Annotated in this window: 17 protein-coding genes; 14 read left to right on the top strand and 3 right to left on the bottom strand. The window is 27.6% G+C overall.

All coding sequences use genetic code 11. The annotated features are described in order from the left end of the window. Positions 1-497 precede the first annotated feature (497 nt). From ACYUET_RS08920 to ACYUET_RS08955, 8 genes are all read left to right on the top strand, one after another. Positions 498-1,625 (top strand): hypothetical protein, encoded by a 1,128-nt coding sequence (locus ACYUET_RS08920; RefSeq protein WP_460278964.1) that lies wholly within the window; start codon positions 498-500, stop codon positions 1,623-1,625. Between the two features lie 725 nt (positions 1,626-2,350). Then, positions 2,351-3,328: a mannose/fructose/sorbose PTS transporter subunit IIA gene (locus ACYUET_RS08925; RefSeq protein ID WP_460278965.1), complete on the top strand. Its 978-nt coding sequence runs from the start codon at positions 2,351-2,353 to the stop codon at positions 3,326-3,328. 36 nt (positions 3,329-3,364) lie between these two features. Continuing rightward, positions 3,365-4,174, top strand: coding sequence for a PTS mannose/fructose/sorbose transporter subunit IIC (locus ACYUET_RS08930; RefSeq protein WP_460278966.1), 810 nt, complete (start codon positions 3,365-3,367; stop codon positions 4,172-4,174). Positions 4,175-4,193: 19 nt separating this feature from the next. Further along, complete coding sequence (locus ACYUET_RS08935; protein WP_460278967.1) at positions 4,194-5,105, top strand: PTS system mannose/fructose/sorbose family transporter subunit IID; 912 nt, start codon at positions 4,194-4,196, stop codon at positions 5,103-5,105. A gap of 203 nt (positions 5,106-5,308) precedes the next feature. Continuing rightward, the gene (locus ACYUET_RS08940) at positions 5,309-5,683 is read left to right on the top strand and encodes a DUF956 family protein (RefSeq protein WP_460278968.1); all 375 of its coding nucleotides are present in this window, start codon (positions 5,309-5,311) and stop codon (positions 5,681-5,683) included. A gap of 309 nt (positions 5,684-5,992) precedes the next feature. Next, positions 5,993-6,841: a BglG family transcription antiterminator LicT gene (gene licT / locus ACYUET_RS08945; protein ID WP_460278969.1), complete on the top strand. Its 849-nt coding sequence runs from the start codon at positions 5,993-5,995 to the stop codon at positions 6,839-6,841. Positions 6,842-6,973: 132 nt separating this feature from the next. Further along, on the top strand, positions 6,974-8,881 hold the full coding sequence (locus ACYUET_RS08950) for a beta-glucoside-specific PTS transporter subunit IIABC (protein WP_460278970.1): 1,908 nt from the start codon (positions 6,974-6,976) through the stop codon (positions 8,879-8,881). 57 nt (positions 8,882-8,938) lie between these two features. Next, positions 8,939-10,366: a 6-phospho-beta-glucosidase gene (locus ACYUET_RS08955; protein WP_460278971.1), complete on the top strand. Its 1,428-nt coding sequence runs from the start codon at positions 8,939-8,941 to the stop codon at positions 10,364-10,366. A gap of 130 nt (positions 10,367-10,496) precedes the next feature. Here the strand turns inward: ACYUET_RS08955 and ACYUET_RS08960 are convergent, their stop codons facing one another. Together ACYUET_RS08960 and ACYUET_RS08965 are read right to left on the bottom strand one after the other, a co-directional pair. Continuing rightward, positions 10,497-11,936, bottom strand: a complete 1,440-nt coding sequence (locus ACYUET_RS08960; protein WP_460278972.1) for a sensor histidine kinase — start codon at positions 11,934-11,936, stop codon at positions 10,497-10,499. A 4-nt stretch (positions 11,937-11,940) separates the two neighbouring features. Then, positions 11,941-12,642, bottom strand: a complete 702-nt coding sequence (locus ACYUET_RS08965) for a response regulator transcription factor (protein WP_460278973.1) — start codon at positions 12,640-12,642, stop codon at positions 11,941-11,943. A gap of 240 nt (positions 12,643-12,882) precedes the next feature. Between ACYUET_RS08965 and ACYUET_RS08970 the strand changes: the two genes are divergently transcribed. The 5 genes from ACYUET_RS08970 (at position 12,883) to ACYUET_RS08990 (ending at position 20,026) form a co-directional block, all read left to right on the top strand. Then, a complete protein-coding gene (locus ACYUET_RS08970) occupies positions 12,883-13,566 on the top strand; it encodes a DUF4097 family beta strand repeat-containing protein (protein WP_460278974.1) in 684 nt (227 codons plus the stop codon). Between the two features lie 17 nt (positions 13,567-13,583). Further along, complete coding sequence (locus ACYUET_RS08975; protein ID WP_460278975.1) at positions 13,584-14,465, top strand: ABC transporter ATP-binding protein; 882 nt, start codon at positions 13,584-13,586, stop codon at positions 14,463-14,465. Further along, positions 14,458-16,062 (top strand): hypothetical protein, encoded by a 1,605-nt coding sequence (locus tag ACYUET_RS08980; RefSeq protein ID WP_460278976.1) that lies wholly within the window; start codon positions 14,458-14,460, stop codon positions 16,060-16,062. The genes ACYUET_RS08975 and ACYUET_RS08980 overlap by 8 nt, the downstream gene beginning before the upstream one ends. Before the next feature lie 384 nt (positions 16,063-16,446). Continuing rightward, positions 16,447-18,336: an endonuclease MutS2 gene (locus ACYUET_RS08985; RefSeq protein ID WP_460278977.1), complete on the top strand. Its 1,890-nt coding sequence runs from the start codon at positions 16,447-16,449 to the stop codon at positions 18,334-18,336. A 478-nt stretch (positions 18,337-18,814) separates the two neighbouring features. Further along, positions 18,815-20,026: a DUF5105 domain-containing protein gene (locus ACYUET_RS08990; RefSeq protein ID WP_460278978.1), complete on the top strand. Its 1,212-nt coding sequence runs from the start codon at positions 18,815-18,817 to the stop codon at positions 20,024-20,026. Between the two features lie 137 nt (positions 20,027-20,163). Here the strand turns inward: ACYUET_RS08990 and ACYUET_RS08995 are convergent, their stop codons facing one another. Then, on the bottom strand, positions 20,164-21,024 hold the full coding sequence (locus ACYUET_RS08995) for an ABC transporter substrate-binding protein (protein WP_460278979.1): 861 nt from the start codon (positions 21,022-21,024) through the stop codon (positions 20,164-20,166). A gap of 576 nt (positions 21,025-21,600) precedes the next feature. On the opposite strand from ACYUET_RS08995, the gene ACYUET_RS09000 reads away from it, so the two are divergent. Next, positions 21,601-22,524 carry a flagellin N-terminal helical domain-containing protein gene (locus ACYUET_RS09000; protein ID WP_460278980.1) on the top strand — a complete coding sequence of 308 codons (924 nt, stop codon included), beginning with the start codon at positions 21,601-21,603 and terminating at the stop codon, positions 22,522-22,524. Positions 22,525-22,919 lie beyond the last annotated feature (395 nt).

Consider the following 22,919-nt stretch of genomic DNA (forward strand, 5'->3'; position numbering starts at 1 on the left):
AGGGGGATTGCCTCCACCATAAAACCCACGAAAATCTAAAATTTGGATTTTCGTGGGTTATTTTATTTTAGGATACTTTTGCAAAAACATTAATTCAAAGCGTATATATAATAATTTAATTTTGAATATTGGAAAGTAAGTGTTTGATAGAGATAATATTAATAAAAATGGTATTTTTAGTAAAGTTTTCAAAAAATGTTACGATAATATTATAGATGTATTTTTTATAATAAGAGATACTGATAAGGTAAAAAAAATTAATAAAATATTAAAGATAATTAATTTGATCTTACATATTGATATATATTTCTAAATATAACATATGTAAAGAAAATAAACATAGAGATAAAAAGTGCAGTTCAAGTAGTAGTTACTACTTATTAATATATGCTAAATTTTACTATGATTTTAAATAATCTTATTATATAAGGAGGTAAGAACGCTGAAAGAAATGCTTTCATTACATTTTGTGCCTCAAGAAAGGAATGATTATAATTATGAATATTGGCAGTGCAACAAATTCAACAGAAATGAAGCTTTATACAGGCCAAGGTTTATGGAATAAAGATCCTGATATTAAGGAAATGAAGTTTGATACAAGCCAAGCTTTAGAAAACAAAAATTATAATCTTAAGGAAGAAGATAGAGCAGCAGCTGAAATTACATTTATACCATCAGAAGATATGGACTACGAAAAATGTATAGGGAAAGATGGAAAGGAATTTGCTGTAACTAGTTATTGTAAGGTTAAAGGAGAAACTTTAAACAAAGACTACTTAGATGTATTCACTTCTAAAGCTCACGGAAAAGAGGTAAAGTGCTATGATTATTATGTAAAGAATTTTGTAGCAAAAATATCTCAGAATTTTAGCGATAGCAACAGTTTAAAAGATGATGAAAACTCAATAGAAAAGGGGATAGATGATCTTGTTAATGAGATGAAAGAAAATATTTCAGAAGGTATTTCTAATAATATAGAAAATTTAAATACTAAGTTTAATGTAAATGGAGTTGATTTTACTTTAAAAGAATTAGTTGATTCTTCAAAAGTTATGGATTATGCAGGCTCTATTGTAAATACTTTAAGTGGTATGGATTATATTCATTATGCAGAAATGGGAGTAGCTAAAGGTAAGGTAAGTTCTTATACAGAAAAAAATCTAAATACAGATCAGCAAAAATTACTTAATTCCACTATGTCAGCAAGAATACAAAAGGTTATAGATTCAGTGCCAGAAATATCAACTGTAATTGAAAACCTCAAACGTGTAAACATCAAAATTGACATGGTTACAGATAAAAATAGTAAATATTATGCTGTGAAAAGTGTGGAACGCGCCACTAATAAGGAATATGCACAAAAAGTTATGGATACTTTTGCAAATGTAGATTATTCAAATCCAGAAAGTTTTGATAAAGCTATAGAAGAATACAAAATTATAATAAAACCTACATTAGAAGAGGAAGGCATTATAAATATGGGCAAAAACCACGCTTTAGATGATACAATTAATTATGAAGCAAATAAACTTAAAACTTTATTTGATAAAAATTATAAAAGGGTTATTTCGTCAAGTGTTCAACTTAAAAGTGTGTATGGATATTCTTTAGATGTTTATAGATAAATTTTAATAAGGTCTTAATTCTAATTTATTATAGGATACTTGTAAAAAAGAAGTATGGTTTTAAGGTAATAGATTTTTTTATATTAAATTATGTTTAATATTAGTATTTCACAAGTTTTAAAAAATATACATTCGATTATAAAGAATAATTCTTTTTATTTTACAAAAAATATTATATGGTGATAATATGCCAAAATATATTCAAGATGATTCATATTTTTAAAAAATAGATAATGAAAGAAAGGCATATTGTTAGGAGTTTTATATGCAGATAGATGTGTATTAAAAAAACTGAAAAAATAAAATTTTAGTAATGGGAAAAATAATTCTTTTAAGAGATATAGTTTAGAATTAAATTTATTTTAATAAAATAAATTTAAAAATTATATTGCATAATAGAAAAAAAAGTGTTATCATGTAAACGTAGTCAAAAAAGATTTAGGAGAGTTCTTAAGTAGATTACAATAAAATAAAAATATTTAGCGTGTTACTGATTCGATCAGGCATAAGCGTATGGAAATAAAAAATGCAATAGGATAAATGTAATATTTGTTTTTTGTATCACATGTTTTGTATAGTTTTATAAGGTATTATAATATTTTTTTATGATTCAATTTAGTATACAAGAGGTGTGACAAATTCTTAACATATATTGCTTTATTTTATTTCCAAATGCTTATGCTTTTTTTGTTTTTGTAACAAATAAAAAAATAGGAGGTATAAAAATGGTAGGAATTATTCTTGCTAGTCACGGAGAATTTGCTAAAGGCATCATGCAATCTGGTAAAATGATTTTTGGAGAACAAGAAAACGTAAAAGCTGTTACGTTGATGCCTAGTGAAGGACCTGATGATCTTAAAGCAAAAATGAAAGACGCAATTGCATCCTTTGACAATCAAGATGAAGTCTTATTCTTAGTTGATCTTTGGGGTGGTACACCATTCAATCAAGCAAATGGTTTATTTGAAGAACACAAAGATAAATGGGCAATAGTAGCTGGTTTAAATTTACCAATGCTTATTGAAGCTTATGGTGCACGTCTTTCTATGGAATCTGCACAAGAAATTGCATCTTATATTGTAACATCAGCTAAAGACGGAGTTAAGGTTAAGCCAGAAGAATTAGAACCAGAAGATACTAGTAAGGCTATTAACGCTTCAGCTCAACAATCTAATGCAGGTGCACCAGGATCATTTGAATATGTTTTAGCGCGTATTGATTCTCGTTTACTTCATGGTCAAGTAGCAACTGCTTGGACAAAAACTGTTCAACCTACAAGAATTATTGTAGTTTCAGATGCAGTAGCTAAAGATCAACTTCGTAAGAAATTAATACAACAAGCTGCTCCTCCAGGAGTTAAAGCACATGTTATTCCAGTTGATCATATGATTAAGCTTGCAAAAGATGATCAACATTTTGGGGGTCAACGTGCATTACTTCTTTTTGAAAATCCAGAAGATGTACTTAGAGCGGTAGAAGGCGGAGTGCCATTAAAGACAATAAATGTTGGTTCTATGGCTCATTCTATAGGTAAGGTTCAACCTAATAAAGTACTTGCTTTTAATCAAAAAGATATCGATACATTTAATAAGTTAAAACAAGCTGGACTTAATTTTGATGTTCGTAAAGTACCAAATGACGCAAAGGGAAATATGGATGAAATACTTAAAAAAGCACAACAAGAATTAAATAAATTAAAATAATCTAATTATTTAAATAAAAAAGGAGGATTAGTAATCATGACTTTAAATATACTTCAAATTGTATTAGTCATTATTATAGCATTTCTAGCTGGTGTAGAAGGTATATTGGATGAATTCCAGTTCCATCAACCATTAGTTGCATGTACATTAATTGGATTGGTTACAGGTAATTTATTACCATGCTTAATCTTAGGTGGTACTCTTCAAATGATGGCCTTAGGTTGGGCAAATATAGGTGCGGCAGTAGCACCAGATGCAGCATTAGCATCTGTTGCATCAGCAATCATTTTAGTTCTTGGAGGACAAAGCGGTAAAGAAGCAATTACTGCGGCAATCGCTATTGCTGTTCCTTTAGCAGTTGCAGGACTATTATTAACAATTATTTGTCGTACAATTGCTACAGCATTCGTACATTTTATGGATGCAGCAGCTAAAGAAGGAAATTTAAGAGCTATTGAAATGTGGCAAATTGCTGCTATTTGTTTACAAGGTATACGTATTGCAATTCCAGCAGCATTAATTTTAATAATTGGCGCCGGTCCAATATCTGGATTACTTGCAGCTATGCCAGCTTGGTTAACAGATGGTTTAGCAATCGGTGGAGGAATGGTTGTAGCTGTTGGTTACGCAATGGTAATCAATATGATGGCTACAAAAGAAGTTTGGCCATTCTTTGCAATTGGTTTCGTATTAGCAACTATCTCACAAATTACACTTATAGGACTTGGAGCAATAGGTGTAGCTTTAGCTCTTATTTACTTAACACTTAGCAAACAAGGTGGAGTAGGTAATGGTGGAAGTTCAAATACTGGTGATCCTTTAGGGGATATCATTGATAGATACTAAGAAGGGAGAGGAAACGAAAATGTCAAAACAATTAAAATTAACAAAAAAAGATCGTATTTCTGTTTGGTTCCGTTCATTTTTCCTTCAAGGTTCTTGGAACTATGAAAGAATGCAAAACGGTGGTTGGGCATATGCAATGATTCCAGCAATTAAGAGATTATATAAGACTAAAGAGGAACAATCAGAGGCATTAAAACGTCATTTAGAATTCTTTAACACTCACCCATATGTAGCTTCACCAGTTCTTGGAGTAACATTAGCTTTAGAAGAAGAACGTGCAAATGGTGCACCTGTAGATGATGCAACCATTCAAGGTGTTAAAGTTGGTATGATGGGACCTTTAGCAGGTATCGGAGACCCAGTTTTTTGGTTTACTGTTAGACCAATCTTAGGAGCATTAGGTGCTACTCTTGCTATGAGTGGTAATATACTTGGACCAATAATATTCTTCCTTGCTTGGAATATTATTCGTATGGCATTCATGTGGTATACACAAGAATTTGGTTATAGAGCAGGATCTCGTATTAGCGATGATTTATCAGGTAGTTTATTACAAGATGTTACAAAAGGAGCATCTATACTAGGTATGTTCATTTTGGGATCATTAGTTAATAGGTGGGTATCTGTTAAATTTGCACCAGTAGTATCATCAGTTAAGTTAAGTAATGGTGCATATATTGATTGGAGTGCTCTTCCACAAGGGGCAGAAGGTATAAAAACAGCTTTAATGCAACAAGGAGCAGGTATGTCATTAACACCTGAAAAAGTTACAACATTACAAAATAACTTAGATTCATTAATTCCTGGTCTTGCAGGATTAATAATTACATTTATTTGTATGTGGTTGCTTAAGAAGAAAGTATCTCCAATTGTAATTATTCTTGGACTATTCGTAATCGGTATCGTTTTCCATTTGATTGGTTTAATGTAATATTTTTACTTAGCCTAGGCCTTGAGCCTGGGCTTTTGTTAACATATAAAGTAGTTAAAGTAAGAAAAAGAACTTTTACAATACAATTTAAACAAATTATTGAAATATGTATATTTTTATAGACTTTTAAACGATTGATAGAAATATATAAAGAATATATAATAAAAATAAATGTATATATAAGTAGAAAAGGGGTAACTTAGATGGTTCAATCACTCAATACAAAGGTGGATTTAGTAATTGATGCAACAGCTTTTACTGGACTTGCAGATTATGGTAAAATAATGATAGGTGATAAAGGTTTTGAGTTCTATAATTCTCGTGATTCTCATAAATATATTCAAATTCCTTGGGAAGAAGTTGAATATGTCATTGCATCTGTATTGTTTAAAGGAAAGTGGATTCCACGATATGCAATCCAAACAAAGAAAAATGGTACCTATACGTTTTCCTCTAAAGAAGCAAAAAAAGTGCTTCGTGCTGTTCGAAATTATGTTAATCCAGATCATATGGTTTCTTCGTTAAGTTTTTTTGATGTCGTAAAAAGAGCTATGAAATCTATATTTAAGAAGAGTTGATTAACCTTAACCTTCACTAATGAAATCCACGACAGAGATGGAGTGTTTACAACTTATAATATAGATTAAATTTTTAATACAGGTTCAAAAGTGGAAACGTTGACAAATAGAAAAATATATGTTAAGATGACAATATATTAAGAGGAACAGGGTAGTAATTGTTTAAGTGCAAGCTAAGCCTATTCATTAATATGCAGGGGAGGATTATATTCTCTTTTGCATTATAATGAATGGGCTTTTTCATTTTTAGATAAAATTTAATTTATATAACTAAATTAAGCAAAACATCCTTGAAAGGGAGGAAAAGCTATGGTTATTAATAGACTTTTGAATAATAATGTTGTAATTACAGTAGATTCTAATGGTGAAGAAATAATTGTTATGGGAAAAGGAATAGGATATCAAAAGTCCAAAGGTGATGCTATTGATGAAGAGAAGATAAATAAGGTATTTAGAATATCTAATAAAGAAATCTCAAATAAGTTTGAAGAGTTACTTAATAGCATACCAATACAATATATGAAGTTATGTGATGAAATTATTGAATATGCTCAAGATAAGTTAAATAAAAAATTGAATGAAAGAATTTATATTTCATTAAGTGATCATATATATACTGCAATTCAAAGAACTAAAAATGGGATTATAGTGAGAAATGCTCTTCTTTGGGAGATAAAACGTTTTTACATAGATGAATTTGAAATTGGAATGAAAGCAATAGATATTATAAGAGAAAAGACAAAAGTCAAACTTCCAGATGATGAAGCAGGATTTATTGCTTTTCATATTGTAAGTGCACAGTTAAATGAAGAACAGCCTATGGTTCAAGGGATTACAAAGTTAATAAATGAAATACTTACTATAGTGAGAATTCATTTTGGAGTTCAATTTAAAGAGGAATCAGTATTTTATTATAGATTTATTACACATTTAAAGTTTTTTGCTCAACGTTTATTTTCAGATAGCACCTATAATGGAGATACAGATGAAGAACTTTTAAGCATAATAAAGAAAAAATATTCTAAGGAATTTGAATGTATCATTAAGATTAGAACTTTTATTCATAAAAAATATAATTATAATTTAACAGTTGATGAAATGATATATTTAACTATACATATTGCAAAGGTAATACAAGATTTAAAATTAAAAATATAGATATTTATTATATAGTTTTGAAAGGATGTGGTATTTGTACAAATTATCTTTTAAGTTGGATAGTAACATTAAGTTGGCTAAACCTTCAAATTTCAATTAATAATTTTAAAAGAAAGATGGAGGAGTAAAAAGATGAAAAAATATAATCAATTAGCAAAAGAGATTGTAAAAAATGTTGGTGGAAAAGAAAACATTATTGGTTTAACACATTGCATTACTAGATTACGTTTTAAATTAAAAGATGATAATGTAGCAAATGATGATGTATTAAAAAATATGGAAGGTATTGTTACAGTTATGAAAAGTGCTGGACAGTATCAAGTAGTTATAGGAAATCATGTTCCAGATGTATATTCAGAGGTATGTGAATTAATAGATATAGACAACTTTGATAAAGGTCTGGATGAAAAAAAATCAGGCAGTTTACTTGATAAGGGAATTGATATTGTATCAGGAATCTTTCAACCTATATTAGGTATTATGGCAGCTTGTGGTATGATAAAGGGATTAAATGCATTATTTGTAGCAATAGGATTATATACAAATACTTGTGGTGGATATTTAACAATAAATGCGATTGGAGATGCATTGTTTACATTCCTTCCTTTATTTCTAGGATATACTTCAGCTAAGAAATTTGGTTTAAAACCAATGCTTGGATTGGTTATTGGAGCAACTATGTGTTATCCAGGTATTCAGTCAAGTGCTCTATCAGCAGGAATGAAGCCATTATATACTTTATTTAATGGAACAATATTTTCTTCACCAATTTATATTGATTTCTTTGGTATACCAATAATTTCAATAGATTATACAGGAACAGTTATTCCAATTATACTGGCAGTATATTTTGCGGCAAAATGTGAAAAATTCTTTAGTAAATTTATACCGGACTTAGTTAAATTCTTCTTTGTACCAATGTTAACTTTATTAGTGGCATTACCAATTGTATTTATAGTTATTGGACCAATAGCAACTTTCGGATCAAAAATTATTTCTGAGTTTGTATTTTCAGTAAGAGATTTTAATCCATTATTAGCAGGAGCAATAGTAGGGTTTACTTGGCAAATACTAGTTATTTTTGGATTGCATTGGGGATTTATCCCAGTATATATAAATAATATTATGACATTAGGATATGATAATGTTATGATGCCTTTCTTTGCATGTACATTTGCAACATCAGCAGTTGTATTAGCAATATTCTTTAAGACAAAGGATAAAAAGATTAAGGAAATGGCACTTCCAAACTTTATATCAGGAATATTTGGAGTAACTGAACCTGCTATATATAGTATTTTATTACCATTAAAGAAACCTTTTATAATTAGTTGTGTTTCTGGGGGTATTGGAGGAGCATTTTATGGATTCTTTAATTTGAGAAAATTTATGGCAGGTGGAATGGGAATATTTGAGTTACCAGCTATGATTGAACCAGATGGATCTATGGGAAATTTAATAGTAGCTTTAATAGGTATTGTTATTTCAATGGTTGTAGGGTTTATATTAACAATGATTCTATATAAAGATAAAACGGAAACAGTAAAGGAAGAAAAAACTACAGAAGTTAAATCTAATAAGTTAGGAAAAGTAGTAATAGGTAGTCCATTAAAAGGAGAGGCTGTTAAATTAAACAATATAGAAGATGAAGCCTTTTCATCAGGAGTATTAGGTCATGGAATTGCAATTATTCCTAGTGAAGGAAAAGTAGTAGCTCCAATAGCTGGAGAAGTTACAACTTTATTTCCAAGTTTACATGCTATAGGGATTACTGCTGAAAGTGGTGTAGAAATTCTTATTCATATAGGATTAGATACTGTGCAACTAGAAGGTAAAGGATTTAAGGCTCATGTCAAGCAAGGGGATAAGATTACTAAAGGACAACCTTTAGTAGATTTTGATATAGATTTAATAAAAGAGGCTGGGTATAGTGTAGTTACTCCTATAGTTGTCACTAATATGTCAGAGTATTTAGAAGTAATAGAGACTGAAAATAAAAATATAGAAAGAGGAAGTAATTTAATAACTGTTATACTTTAATTATTGGATAAGGCATTAGCGTAAGTTAATGCTTTATCTAACTAGGAGGAGAAAAATATGAAATTTAGAGAAGGGTTTTTATGGGGTGGAGCTACTGCTGCCAATCAATGTGAAGGTGGATATAATGAAGATGGTAGAGGATTAGCTAATGTTGATTTATGTCCTATAGGTAAAGACAGATCATTAGTTATTAAGGGTAAATTAAAAATGTATAACTTTGATGAAGAACATTATTATCCAGCTAAAATAGCAATTGATATGTATCATAATTTTAAGGAAGATATAAAATTGTTTGCACAAATGGGGTTTAAAGTGTATAGAATGAGCATTGCTTGGAGCAGAATCTTTCCAAATGGAGATGAAGATACTCCAAATGAAAAAGGACTTCAATTTTACGAAGATATATTTAAAGAATGTCATAAATATGGTATAGAACCATTAGTTACAATTACACACTTTGATTGTCCTATGCACTTAATAGAAAAGTATGGTTCTTGGCGTAATCGTAAAATGATAAGTTTCTATGAAAAATTATGTAACGTTATTTTTAGAAGATATAAAGGTTTAGTTAAATATTGGCTTACTTTTAATGAAATAAACATGATTTTACATGCTCCTTTTATGAGTGCAGGAATTTGTTTTGAAGAAGGAGAAAATGAAGAAAAGATAAAATATCAAGCTGCCCATCATCAACTGCTGGCTAGTGCTATTGCAACAAAGATTGCACATGAAATAGATGAGAATAATTTAGTTGGATGTATGTTTGCAGCTGGAAGTGTATATCCGTATAGTTGTAATCCTAAAGATGTTTTAGAAGCTATAAAGGTTGATCGTGAGAATTATTTTTTTGTAGATGTGCAAGCAAAAGGTAAATATCCTAATTATGCAATTAAAGAACTGGAGCGTAAAGGTATTATGCCTATAATGGAGAATAATGACAAAGAATTATTAGAAAAGTATACAGTGGATTTTGTTTCATTCTCATACTATAACAGCCGTTGCGTAAGAACTGATGATAATAAAGAGGATACAGCAGAAGGTAATTTATTTGTATCAGCTAAAAATCCATATCTTAAATATAGTGAATGGGGATGGCCTATAGATCCAATAGGATTAAGAATTACGTTAAATCATATATATGATAGGTATGAAAAGCCTTTATTTATTGTAGAAAATGGGCTAGGTGCAAGAGATACAGTAGATAAAAATGGATATGTAGAAGACGATTATAGAATAGATTATTTAAGAGAACATATTAAAGCAATGAGGGATGCAGTAAATATTGATGGAGTAGATTTAATTGGGTATACATCTTGGGGACCTATAGATTTAGTAAGTGCTGGTTCAGGAGAAATGGAAAAACGTTACGGATTTATATATGTAGATAGAGATAATAAAGGAAATGGAACTTTAAAGAGAAGTAAGAAAAAAAGTTTCTATTGGTATAAAAAAGTAATACAATCAAATGGTGAAAATTTATCTTAAATGATAGAATAATTTAAATTGATAGATTTCAAAGAGCTCGTTTCGCCTGAACCATAGAAAAAACTGTACATTTTTTTGTACAGTTTTTCATTTTATAGAAATAAATTTATTATAGAAATTTTTTAAAACTTTAAATTCTAATAGGGATAGAAATAACAAATAAAATATTTTCAAATTTGGTAGAAGTTAGATTTATAGTTCCACCATGTTTTTCTATGATTTTTTTTGTTATAGCTAAGCCAAGGCCACTTCCACTGGAGTTACTATTTTCTGATTTTACAAAAGGTTCAAATATAGTTTCACTTAGTGACGTATCAATGATTCTACCATTGCTGCCAATTTCTAAAATTACATTATTATCTTTTAAATAAGATTGAATATTTAAGCTTGTATAATTTTCATTATGACTTAAAGCATTGTTAAAAATATTAGAAATTGCTCTTTTCATAAGTTTTTTGTCAAAACTAAATATAATGGAATATTCACTAATATTAAGTGATAATTCAAAATGCTTATTTTGAAACTCTTCATAATATTCTACAATAAGACGCCTTAGCCATTCATTAAAATCAAGTTTTACTAATGATAATTTATATTCTGAATCTTCTAGTTTTGAAAGTGCAAATAAATCTTCAATAAGTATTGCTGAATATGCTGATTTGTTATAAATTATTTTTAAAAACCTATCTCTTTCTTCAGATGTTATATTTTCTTCTAATAAAAGTTTTGAAAAACCTTGAATAGAAGTTATTGGGGTTTTTAAATCATGGGATATATCTACTAAAAGCCTTTTTTTACTTTCATCCATTTTTTTATTTTCTTCCTTAACATTTTCAAGTTCTATCACCATTTCATTAAATTCATTCTGTACATCTTGAAGTTCTTTTAAACCCTTTATATTAGCTATAGTTCCATAATCAAGCTTTTTAAAATTTTTTATACTATTTACAAAAGTTTTAAGAGGAGTTGTTATAAATTTTGAACTTATAATACTGTAAATGTATATACTTATTATTAATAGAAGAGTTTGAATTAAATACAATGTACCATATGCTTTTAAAGAAAGGAGGCTATTCGATTTATTAGAAAAATTAGGTTTGTACATGAATGAATGTTCAATATTTCGTCGATCAATTTTACAAAGAAAAATATAGTCTTCTCCATTTTTCCCTTTTACTGAAAATATCTCTCCGATATAAGGATTTTTAGGTGAATACTTTGAGGAAGAAGCTAATTCAAATAGTTGTTTTTCAGTATATTGCATAATATCATCTTTCTTTTCACCTTTTACATAAATCACATTTTTATTTTCATCTAGAACTTCTTCCCAAGCACCCATTTCAGATAAAAATCCAAGTTTTATTTTATCAAAATCTTTATTATAGTATGAAACCATTGATGTAACTCTAATTTGTTCATCTTTAAAGATAAACTTTTCTAAAATAAAAGTTGAAGATTTATATGATAACTGAACGAGTATATATAATATTAAAAAGGTTATTAAATAATTTAGAATAAGAAAGCCTTTTACATCTAATTTTTTATTACCGATCTTAAAATTTATCTTCATAATTTTATTTACCTTCAAACATATAACCAAGACCTCTTATGGTTTTAATAAACTTAGGGTCTTTAGGATTATCTTCTATTTTATCTCTTAACTTACTTATATAAACCATTATAATTTTTTCATCTCCAAGATAAGATTGATCCCACACCTTTTCATACAATTGGCCTTTAGTAAAAACTTTATTTTTATTTTTCATAAGAAAGCATACAAGCTTATATTCAAATGAAGTTAGTTGAAGTTCTTCATTATTTTTATATAATTTGCAAGTTTTTTCATCTAATTTTAAATATTGATTAATGATTATGCTTGTACTTTCTTGTGGATGATTATTTAAAATAGTAGTTCTTCTTAAAAGGGCTTTAACCCTTGCAATGAGTTCTATAGGATTAAAGGGCTTAGCAAGATAATCATCTGCTCCGAGAAATAATCCATCAATTTTATCTATATCCTCACCTTTGGCAGATAAGAATATTATAGGGGTATTATTTTCCTCTCTAATTTTTCTTAAAACTTCTTTTCCATCAATCTTAGGCATCATTATATCTAATATTATTATGTCTATTTGCTCTCTTTCGAAGATCTCTAATGCTTCTTTACCATTGAATGCTCTAAATGTATTATATTCATTATTTTTTAAATAGAAATCTATTAGCTCAACAATTTCTTTTTCATCATCAACAATCAAAACTGAATTCAATTTTTTCACCTCTTAATTGATATATTTGTATTTTATTATAATGCTTACCAATAAATAAACTACCATAGTTTAATAGCTAATTCAAATTAATTATTAAAAGCCAGATTTAAGTTTTATGTTTCATTAAGCTTACATTAATCAGACATTAATTTTAGTGATATATACTTTGGTTAATAAAGAAAATTTATAGAACATGAAATAAGACCTGTCAAGATTATAATGGATATTTGAAATTTAGGAGGTAAAGCTATGATAAAAAAAATGTTACAAATTTTATTAGTATTTATGGTGGTTATTATATTGGTAGGAGTAGGGAGTGTTTATTTTTTACCAGCTAAAACAATTAATGAAGAAAAAATTTTTACTTCACAGGAGATATCAAATTTACAGAAAATATCATTAAATGGAAATTTTGATATTAATATTACAGATTCTGATTCAGAGGATATAAAATGTAGTTTTTCTAAAACACAAAAGGGGTATGTAGCTAATGGCTATGAAATAGAAAGTAAAATTGAAAATAATGTTTTATATGTTACGACAAATAATCAAAAAGAATCATCAGTTGTTTTAGGTGGTGAGACTTTAAAAGTAAATATTGATATTCCCAAAAGTTATAAAAATAAATTATCAATAAAATCTAAACTAACTCCAATAAACATATCAAATTCGAATTCTGAAGATATAGAGTGTAGTACAACAGATGGTAAAATCGAAATTTCTTTAGATAAAATATGCGGTAATATTTCTGTAAATACACACTTGGGAGATATAGATTTAAAATTACCTAAAGATGAAAAATTTAATTTATCTGCTAGTTCAAGAATAGGAAAAGTAATTAATAACCTTGAGCCCAATGTAGATTCTTCTATAAGTGATAAGAATATTAATCTTTCAGCTTCAGATGGGACAATAACTATAAGTGGAAAATAATTTTAGGAGGAAATATTATGCTTTCAATAAAAAATGTTTCAAAAAAATATTCAAATGATTTTACAGCTCTTTCAAATTTTAATTTGAAACTAGATGGGGGAGTAATAGGTCTTTTAGGTGCAAATGGTGCTGGAAAATCAACATTAATGAAGATGATAGCAACAGTTTCAAAACCAAGTGAAGGTATTATTGCTTGGAAGGGACACGATATTCATAAAAATGGAGATGAACTTAGACATGATTTGGGATATTTGCCACAAAGTTTTGGAGTATTTCCTAATTTAACGGCTGTTGAATTTTTAAAGTACATGGCAGCTTTAAAAGGGCTCAATATGAAAAAAGCAACAACCAGGATAAGTGAACTTATTGATTTATTAAACCTTAATGAAGTAGCAAATAGAAGAATAGGAAATTATTCGGGTGGTATGAAGCAGAGAATAGGAATTGCACAAGCACTTTTAAATGATCCTAAAATTATTATATTTGACGAGCCTACTGTTGGATTAGATCCAAATGAAAGAATGAATTTTAGAAATTTAATTAATAGTTTATCTAAAGATAAACTAATTATATTATCTACTCATATAGTGTCTGATGTAGAGTCTTCTGCTGAAAAAATTGTTCTTATGAACAAAGGCAAACTTATATGTTTCTGTAAGAATGAAGAACTTTTAAATTCATTAGAAGGAAATGTGTGGGAGTATTTAACTCAGAAAAGTGAACTTGAGGATATAAAAAATAAATATATAACAGGAAACATCATAAGAAGAAATGAAGGAATGGTAGTAAGAATAATATCAGAAACTAAGCCAAAATCAGATGCCGTGAATGTGCAGCCTACTCTTGAAGATGCTTATATTTATTATACTTCTGGAAAGAGAGGGAGAAATATTGAATAAGTTATGCCAAATTTATTACATAGGAATATCTGATTTTTTAGATAGAATAAGAAATAAAAGTATATTTATTATTACCCTTTTAATGATGTATATATCCTATTTATTCTTTCCACAAAATAATAGTAGTTTTTATTATACATTGAATTACAATTTTGAAGGATTTTTTTATAGAGGAATTTATAATTCTGTATGGCTTGGTTGGGTTGCTACAATAGCATTTATTAGTCTTATAACCTTAATTGGTTTTTATTTTGTTAGAAATTCTATAAAAAGAGAAAGAGAACTTTTTATAGGTGAAATAACTGCTTCTATGGAGACAAAGTCTTGGGTTTTTATATTTGGAAAAATATTTGGTAATTTATTATTTCTATTATTGCAAATGGTTATAGTTATTTTTATTACAATCATAATGCAGTTTATACGAGGAGAAAGTTATTCTTTTGAAGTAATTAAACTTTTAACACCATTTTTTATATTAGCAGTACCAACTTGTTTTATCGTAGCAGTTATAGCTATAATTTTTGAGGTTATTCCTATACTTAGAAATTCTTTTGGGAATGTGGCATATTTTTTTGCTTGGTCTGGTATATGTGTAGCATCTCTTGGAAAGTCAAAATCTTATTTAGTAGATGTTTTTGGAATGAACACTACAGCTAGAATAATTTTAGAACAATTTAAGAATAACTTCGATGAGTTTAAAGATATTGATAGTTTTAGTCTTGGAACAAATGGTCCACTTCATGATAATATTAAGACTTTTAGAATGGACAACGTTAATATTGATATAACTGTATTTAGTGGGAGATTATTTTGGATTGCTATAGGAATTTTAGTGCTTTGTTTAATTTCTATGTTTTTTAAAAGAAGTTCTCTTATAAGAACAAAAGTATCTAGAAAGATAAAAAAGGGTATGGATATTAAACAAAAGGAATTTAATACTGAAAAAAGAATAGTTTTAAGTGAAATCTTCGAAAATAAAACTTATTCTAATAATTTTAACATAATATTAAGTGAGATTAAGATTATGTTTTCCTCATGTAATTTGTGGTGGTATTCAGCAATAATTTTATTTTCAATAGGAGTATTTTTTGCAAAAGGCGAAACTTTATATAGATTTTTAATTCCTATAATGTGGATTTTACCTATTTTTATATGGTCTAAGTTGGGGACTATTTATACGAATTTTAATATGGAAGATTATCTTTTTACTTATAAAAACTATAGAAAGTTTCAACTTTATAATTCAGTTATTGCCGGAATTTTATTTACTATAATGATAAACATAAGTATAATAATAAAATTTATTTTATTAAAAAATTTTTTAGGAGTTATTTATATTTTAATTGGGATCTTCTTTGTAAATACATTTGGAATGCTAATGGGGAATATTACGAAAAATTCTACTGCTTTTGAAATAATTTATATAATTTTATGGTATGTAGGGATGTTAAATGGTTTGACAAGTTTAGATTTTCTTGGTCTTACTAAAATAGCTGTAAGTAAACACATTCCAATTATGTATTTAGTAGTTGGAATTATATTGCTAATAACATCAATTATAATTAAGAATAATAGGATTAATAATTTAAAAAGTTAGATGTTTAGAAAAGCAGCATAGAAAACTCTGATAATGAGATTTTTAAATAAAGTTGATAAAGTATAGAGTTTGCTATATAATACCTAATATATAGGTAGATTTCAAAAAAGAGAGGTAATTTTGTGAGTGTTTAGTATCTAAAATAGGTAACTTAATATTAATTCTAAAATTGAGGGTGTAATACCTTTAATTGTTATGGAGTTAATTACTATTTATAGATACGAGTCCACGAAACTACTTTTGGGGGTATTACCCTTTATTAAGAAAGCAATTAAAGCTGTGGAGTATCCATAGCTTTTTTTATTTATAAGCAATATTATAAATAAAAATGAAATCTATCTAGGGTTTCGTCGACTTGAATAAAGTTGAGGAAGGAATTTTAAAATGGATAATACAACCTTAGAAAAATTACATTATTATGAATTGAAGGAAATGATAAAAGGATATTGTGCAAGTGGCTTAGGAAAAGCCCTAATAGATAAATTAGAACCGAGTACAAATATAAAGGTAGTAAATAGAAGATTAAATGAAACTTCGGAAGGAAGAGCACTTTTAGATGCTTCTTATCATATACCTTTTGAGGGAATATTTAATGTGAGCCCACTTATAGAAAAAATGGAAAAGGGTGCGTCATTAGCAGCAGAAGATTTAAGCATGATAGAAGACTTTTTAAGGGGTTGTAGGAAACTTAAATTATTTATGAAGGATAAAGAGGGGTATGCTCCTACTTTGAGTGCTTATAGTCTAAATATAACAGATTTAAGTTATATAGAAGAGGAAATAGATGCATCAATATCAGGAAATAGAATAGATTCAAATGCTTCAAAGGAGCTTAAAAAAATAAGAAAGCATATTGATATATGTGACGGTCAAATAAGAGGAAGACTTGAAAAATTCCTAAAAAATACTGCAAATAAAGATTATATACAAGAATTTTTTATAAGCCAAAGAAATGGAAAATATACTATTCCTATAAAAGCCACCTTTAAAAATCAAGTTCAGGGTGAAATTGTTGAAACCTCGTTAAAGGGCAGTACCGTATTTATAGAACCAAATGTAATAGTTAAATATACTTCTGAATTATCAACACTAAAAGTTGAAGAGGCTATGGAGGAATATAAAATATTAGCCACTTTAACAGAGATGTTATATGAAAGAATAAAAGAAATTAAAATGAATATTGATGTAATATCTGAATATGATATGATTTGGGCAAAAGCAAAATACAGTAGAGATATAGAAGGAATAAAGCCTAAACTAAATGAGCATGGTTATATAAAAATAGTTAAAGGAGGCTATCCATTAATTAAAAATGGAGTACCTTTAGATTTTGAAATAGGAAAGGATTATAGATCATTAATAATCACAGGACCTAATGCAGGAGGAAAAACAATAGTATTAAAAACACTAGGAATGTTAACTCTTGCAACTCAATCAGGATTTCATATAAAGGCTAAAGAAGGTACAGAAATAGCTATATTTAATAAGATATTTGTAGATATAGGAGATAATCAAAGTGTAGAAAATGCTTTAAGTACTTTTTCATCTCATGTGAAAAACTTAGCATATATAATAAAAGAAAGTAATAAATCAACATTATTATTGTTTGATGAAATTGGTAGTGGAACAGAACCAAATGAAGGTGCAGCTTTAGCTATAGCTATTTTAGAGGAAGCGTATCATAAGGGTTGCATAACAATAGCAACAACACATTATGGAGAGATTAAAAACTTTTCAGAGCAACATCCAGATTTTGAAAATGCAGCTATGGAGTTTAAAAAGGATACTTTAGAACCATTATATAAGCTTAATATAGGAAAGACAGGAGATAGTAATGCTCTTTATATATCAAAGAAAATGGGTATTTCAGATAATATAATTGAAAGAACTAGAAGGTATATAGAAAATAAGTATTATAATTATGAACTAATAAAGGATAGCAAGGTTAATAAGAAAAAAGATATTCAAGAGGATAAAGAGGAAATATATGAATTTGTTGTAGGGGATAAGGTTCTTTGGCTGGATAAGAATGAAAGTGCCATTGTTTACAAAGAAAAGGATATATATAATAATGTAATTATTTTATTTGATAAAGAGTTTGTTAACGTAAATTATAAGAGATTAAAATTAGAACTCAAGGCTTCAGAGTTGTATCCAGAAGGATATGACTTAAATCAATTATTTGTTAGTTTTAAGGAAAGAAAGCTTGAAAGGGATATAGAAAGAGGCTCTAAGAAAGTTTTAAAGGAACTTAAAAAAAATCATTTAAAATAAAGGAGCATTAAAAAATGTGTCTGAAAATATAGTGTATACAAAAGAATTTTTTTGGGAGTAATAATACAGATGCTTCAGAAGTTACTATTAAAAGTAATAAGTGAATTAAAAAAAGTATAGTATGATTTAATAAAATATATGGAAAAAAGAGTTAGATTACAATTGTGTGATTTAGCTCTTTTTATTATTGTATTTAAAATACTAATGGTTATACTGGTGGTTTAGGGAAGTTTCTAGCTACTATTAGGTAAAATATCCCTTTGCAAAAGTTAAATGTGAGGAAATAGTTTATTTCATTGCATATTTAGAAGATGCACAGGTAAAATAACCTTCTAGGGAGAAGATAGTTCTTATAGCAAACGTTTTTTTTATAGATAATTATTACAGTAAAGTAAATAAAAACTTTTAATGTATTTAAGTAGATGATAAAATATAATCTGGAATTAAACAATAGGAAAAGAATTAGGGGGAAACAATAATGAAGAAAAAAAGAATAATTAGCTTTTTTACATTAATAGTTTTATGTTTTTTATTTAGCGGATGTTTTGATAGCAATGCAGCTAAAACTTCAGCTGAAAGATACTGTTCATTAATTTTCAAATCAGATGTAGAGAATACTAAAAAATTAGGAATATCTGATTCAGAAAAAGATGACTTGGTAAATAAATTTAAAGATAAGATAAAGGAAGAACTTAAACATAATCTTCTTTTGATGGGATATTCAGCTTCAGATGATCAATTAAATTTAGTATGTGATGGATATAAAGAAGCTCTTTCTCAAATTACATATGAGGTAAAACAAATTTCAAAATCAGGAGATGAAGCTGAAGTTGAAATTTCAACTAATCATTTTGATATTAAAGAAATTGATGAAAAAGCAACAATGGATGCACTAGATGAAACTGATAATATGAAATTTACTAGTGTTTATGAAGAAAATAAAAAGTTTAGTGAGATTTATTTAAATAAACTTGCAGAGCGACTAAAAAATGTAGAGGTAAGCTCTGAAAAATCTAAAAATACATTTAAATTTAAAAAAGATAATAAGTACTGGGTGGCAGATGATTCAGCGAATTTCGGATATAAATTAGTTAAATTAGCAACAAATAACAAAAATCCAGATTTAAATATTAATGAAGAAAGCATTTCTCCAGAAGAAAGTGCTAAAGTATTTTGGGATTTAGTAATTAAATCTGATAGTGCTTCTGTGGAGAAAATTGGATACAGCAAAGCGCTTGGAGAAAGAATAATAAAGACTATGAATAGATCAGAATTAGAAAGTCTAAAAAAAGAGTTTAATCAATCAGATGTTTCACTATCAGATGATCAAATACAAGGAATAATAGATGCTTTAAGAACTGCAATAAGTAAAAATTCAGTTAATTTTGAAGTAGTATCTAAAACAGATACTACAGCAGAAGTTAAAATATCAGCAACATCAATAAATTTAAATTCAATAGTTAATGATGTATCAAATGAAACTAGAAATCAAATAATATCAAATAGAATCACAGATAAGCAGAAAGCTATAGAGTTATATTGTAGAAATCTTGTAGATTCAATAAAAAATGTACAGGTAGGATCAACAAAGAATGAACATACATTTAGTTTTTCTAAAATAGCAGACATGTGGATTCCAACAAATGTAGAGAAATTTTTTGAAAGTATTGGAGATATGAATATAGAATAAAATTTAGAAAAGTTATTTATAAGTGAGCAGAGTATAATTAAAAGATAATATTTTGACTTCATCAAAGAAAAAACTGTACATTTTTTGTACAGTTTTTATTTGATAGACATAAATTTATTATAAAATTTTTATTTAAGTTAATTAGATTTTTTTATATCATCAGCTAGATATTCTTCACTTAATCCATATTTTGCAAGAATCTTTTTAATAGTCTTATCTTTTTTCATGTCATCAATTTTTTTATTCATTGCATTTAATAAAGTAACATCACTTTTTTTGACTGCTATTCCTACAATTCCAGGATATTCTGGTGTATAAGGTTGTAGTATTTTTAAATAGAGATTTCCTTTAAATAACAGATATTGTCCGATTATTGAGTCCATTATACCAGCATCTATTTTCTTTAAGCTTATTGCTGATAATAATTCAGGTATATCGTCAAAAACAATTATATCTTTTACCTTACCTTCTTTTTTCCACTTTTCTGCTAAATCTAGATACACTGACCCTTTTTGTGCTCCAACAACAGCATCTTTTAAATCTTCTATAAAATTGATTTTTGAAACTTTTGGCACAATAATAGCTTCTGACTGTTTATACAATGGTTCGGTAAAATTTACCAACTCTTTACGTTTATCTGTAATAATAATTCCACTAGCTGCTACATATGTACTATCATCACTATTTAGTTTTTCAAATAAATCTGAAAAAGGAACTATTTTCATGTCTACTTTATTAAAGCCTAGTTCTTTTGCAATTTCATTCATTATATCTATATCTATTCCAGTGGGTTCATTTGTTTTAGGATCTATAAAAGAAAATGGAGCAAGATTAGATGTTAAAACAGTAAATACTTTATTTTCTTTAATTTTATCATTACTTTCTGTATTATTTGGAGTTAAAGTATTAGTAGTTTTTGCACTACATACTTTAGAGAATCCAATGCAATTTATAAATAAAAGAAATAAAATTATAATTTTTTTATAATTTTTTTTCATAAATAATATCCTCCTTAGAAATCATTACTTTATTAAAAACGTATTATAAAATTTATCTTACTTAATTGTTTGTATATAAGTGTATTGAAATTCTGTTATTTATGTATACATAATTTCATAATGAAACAATATCAGAAAAAGTAGTCCCAAAGAACTACTTTTTCATTAAAAAATTTATTTGTTGTCATTTTGCTTATTTTGATGAATAAATTTTGTTGGCTTAGAAAAAGCTTATTTGTAATATATTTATTTTACTTTATTATTGCCTTTATCTTCATTATTTTTATTCTTATTTTTATCAGTATTACTCTTATCATTCTTGTTCTTGTTATATTGACATTTACCCATTAATATCACCACCTTATCTTACTTTTTATTATTCTCGGAAGAACTTTACGCTATTCATATTTGTAAATAAATTTTTAATATAAGTATTTATAACTATTAAAGAACTATAAAAATATAAAAAATTAAATTTTTATAGAAATTACTAAAGTAATTAAGTAATTATTTCGATAATATAAATATTGGTAATATAGTATTATTTATACAAATAAATTACATGGGGGCATTAAAATGATTATTAATCATAATATTGGTGCTATGATGGCATGTAGATATATGAATATAAATTTAGCTCTTGCAAATAAGGCTATGCAAAGGATAGCATCAGGTAGGAGAATAAATAGTGCTGCAGATGATCCAGCAGGACTTGCTATTTCAGAAAGTATGAAGGCACAAATTAGAGGACTTGAGCAAGCTTCAAGAAATGCACAAGATGGTATATCTATGCTTCAAGTTGCTGATGGGGCATTAAATGAAACTCACTCAATGCTTCAAAGACTTAAGGAATTAGCAACTCAAGCAGCTAATGGTACTTTATCTTCACAAGATCGAAAAAATATACAACTAGAAATTGATCAATTAACTTCAGGGATTAATAGAATTGCTACAGATACAGAATTTAATACAATAAAAATATTGGATTCTAGTACAGGAGGTGCTGGAGTTAGCTCACAATTTAAGCTTCAGATTGGCGCAAATTCAGGTCAGGTTATGGATATTTCAATTCAAGATATGAAATCAAATTCACTAAATATAAGTGGTACAGCAGGTGGGATGGTAACATCTAAGGATGGAAGTGTTAAAGCTAAATTTTCTACGACTAAGTGCAGTGATGCATCAAGTTATGCATTAGATGTTTCTACACCTGAAAATGCATCTGCTGCAATAAAAATTTATGATGATGCTATAAATCAAGTATCATCCTCAAGAGCTAGTTTAGGAGCTTTGCAAAATACGTTAGAACATAGAATAAATTATCTTGATAATACCGCAGAAAATTTAACTGCTGCAGAATCTAGAATAGTAGATGCGGATATTGCAAAGGAAATGTTGGAGTATTCAAAACATAATATGCTTTATCAAGCTTGTCAGGCAATGTTTAGTCAAGCAAATCAGCAGGCAAAAAATGTACTTGAACTTTTAAAAACTTTGTAAAATATTATCTAATATATAGTGGTTTAACTTTATAATGAGGAATAATCTTATTTTTCCTAACAATATTTCTAATTGTTTTACAATGATATGAAAAGGAGGAGACAATTTAGTTAGGCAACTAGAGTTCTACAATTTATATGTAAGTAAATCTAAGCAATTGAAATATAATAGAAGAATATAAGAAAAAGTAGTCTAAGAGGGCTACTTTTTTATTGCACAGGAAATTATAGAATTTTTTAGGACTGAAAGTTTGATTTTATCTAATGTTAGGACTACCTGAGTATAAAAAATAGAAGGTTATAATGTTTGGAAAATCATCTAAAAAGGAGCAGGACACAGATATTTTTGTTAAAAAGTGGTAATAGAGAATTTTGATGAGGATAATCTAAGGAGAG

It is taken from the genome of Clostridium sp. CTA-5 (assembly GCF_054768135.1).